We start from the raw sequence: 1686 nt of genomic DNA, 5'->3' as shown, positions 1-1686 counted from the left end.
CCATAGCCGCGGATGTAAAAGCGCGGAAAGGCGCGGCCGAACGACGACTCGATGTTGAGGCTGGGCACGCGGCCCGACAGCACCCGCACGTCCTGGCCGCTGGAGTTCAGCACGTCCAGCGTTTCGCCGGAGATGGTGGACACCGAGCTGGGCACGTCCTTGATGTTCTCGGCCCGCCGCTCGGCGGTGACGGTCACCGATTCGAGCTTGGCGGTTTCCTGCGCCATCGCGGGCAGGGCCAGCAGCAAGGCGGTGGTGAGCGGGGCCAGCGTGAGGCAGGCGGTGGCAGGGCGACGGGTGCGGCGCAAAGGATTCCTCCGGAAATGTTTTCCCGAAGTAACCGCAAGGCCCATGCCTGTTGCCGTGCCTCAAAACAGGGTGAACGAGGCGGGCCGTGCGTGAAGCGCCCTCAGGGTTGCGGCACGCCCTCGCGCCATTGCGGCCAGGCGCGCACGATGTCCTGCACCAGCGCACCGCCCACGATCTGCAGGTTCTGCAGCGCCGGCACGAAGCCGCCGGTGCCGCCGGTGGATGAGGCGGTGAGCGACTGGTGCGCGGTCTGCCCCGGATGAGGGCGGTCGAAGTTGGAGCCCGCGCGCAGCACCGCCAGGCGCTTCAGGTTCACCTTGCCGGCCGCCGCCGCACGTTCCAGCGCGTTGTAGGTGGCGTTGTCTTCCTGCTGCGTGGTGCAGTAGGTGGCCTGGCCGTCGCTCAGCAGCTTCGTCCAGTCGCGGGCATGCTGGCCCAGGCGGTGGCCGTGCCACCAGGTGTCGCCGCCCAGCGTGTCGCACTGCGTCACCGTGGGCTTGGCGCGGGCGGCGGGTTCCTTGTATTTGGAGCGGTAAGCGGCGGCGGCCGGGCTGTCCTGCAGCGGCAGCTGGCGGGTCAGCGCCAGGGCCTTCTGCAGCAGCGCTTCGTCCAGGCGGGCGGCTTCGGTGCGGTACTCGAACTTGGGCTTCTCGCCGGGGCGCTTGGTCAGCAGGCCGTAGTAGCCGGTGGCCCAGCCCTTGGGCATCTCGCGCGCATCGATCTCATGCGCGATGCCGAAGTCGATCAACCAGCGCGCCCAGGCCGCCGTGCCCAGCGTGCCTTGTTGCGGGTCGATGCCCGCGATGCCGGCGATCAGGAAGTAGCTGCGCGTGAAGTCGAAGCGCGGGTCCATCGCCAGCGCCAGCGTGGAGGCCGCGGCATTGGCGTGACCCATGCCGGTGGTCAGCAGGCACACGTCGTCGGTGTTGCAGCGGATCTCTGGGTAGTCGGGTGACAGGCCGGGTACCTGGATGCGTTCGTCCAGCTTGAGCGGCTGGAACCAGCCCTCGGCCTCGGGCCCGAACATGGTGATGACCACGGCCTTGATCGGGCGCGGGGTGGCGGATGCTGCGGCTTGCGCCTGGGCCAGCAGGGGGGCGGCCAGGGCGACGGCAGCGGCCAGCGTGGTGGGCTTGAAGAGGGTCATGGGCAAAGAAGGTGAGAGGGCGCTCAACGCGCCGGCTTGCCGCGGGCGGCCCAGGCTTCCAGGAAGGCCAGCGTCACCGCCGCCTCGTTGGTTTCGGCCAGGCCGCTGGAGAACAGCGCGGCCACGTCGGCATTGAATTCTTCGGCGCCCGCCAGGTCGCTGACGCTGCGCATCGCGATGTAGGGCACGCGGTTGGCATAGGCCACATGGGCCAGGGCCGCAGTCTCCAT

General features: G+C 69.6%; 2 protein-coding genes and 1 pseudogene. All 3 read right to left on the bottom strand.

Annotation, left to right across the window (positions count from 1 at the left end; translation table 11 throughout):
* Positions 1-248, bottom strand: a 248-nt coding sequence (locus ABNT58_RS28685; protein WP_348756756.1) for a TonB-dependent receptor plug domain-containing protein, incomplete at its 3' end; no start/stop codon positions are given.
* Between the two features lie 161 nt (positions 249-409).
* Positions 410-1456, bottom strand: coding sequence for a purine nucleoside permease (locus ABNT58_RS28680; protein ID WP_348756755.1), 1047 nt, complete (start codon positions 1454-1456; stop codon positions 410-412).
* Positions 1457-1479: 23 nt separating this feature from the next.
* A pseudogene (locus ABNT58_RS28675) lies at positions 1480-1686 on the bottom strand (menaquinone via futalosine step 2); the annotation flags it as partial.

The sequence above is a fragment of the uncultured Aquincola sp. genome, assembly GCF_964001545.1.
In the GTDB taxonomy this organism is placed as follows: Bacteria; Pseudomonadota; Gammaproteobacteria; order Burkholderiales; family Burkholderiaceae_C; genus Aquincola.
The sequence above is the reverse complement of the archived record's forward strand: the minus strand, read 5'-3'. Positions and strand labels throughout refer to the sequence as shown.

Excerpts from the sequence above, each read along its gene's own strand:
- ABNT58_RS28680 (WP_348756755.1), bottom strand. The coding sequence starts at position 1,456 with ATGACCCTCTTCAAGCCCACCACGCTGGCCGCTGCCGTCGCCCTGGCC.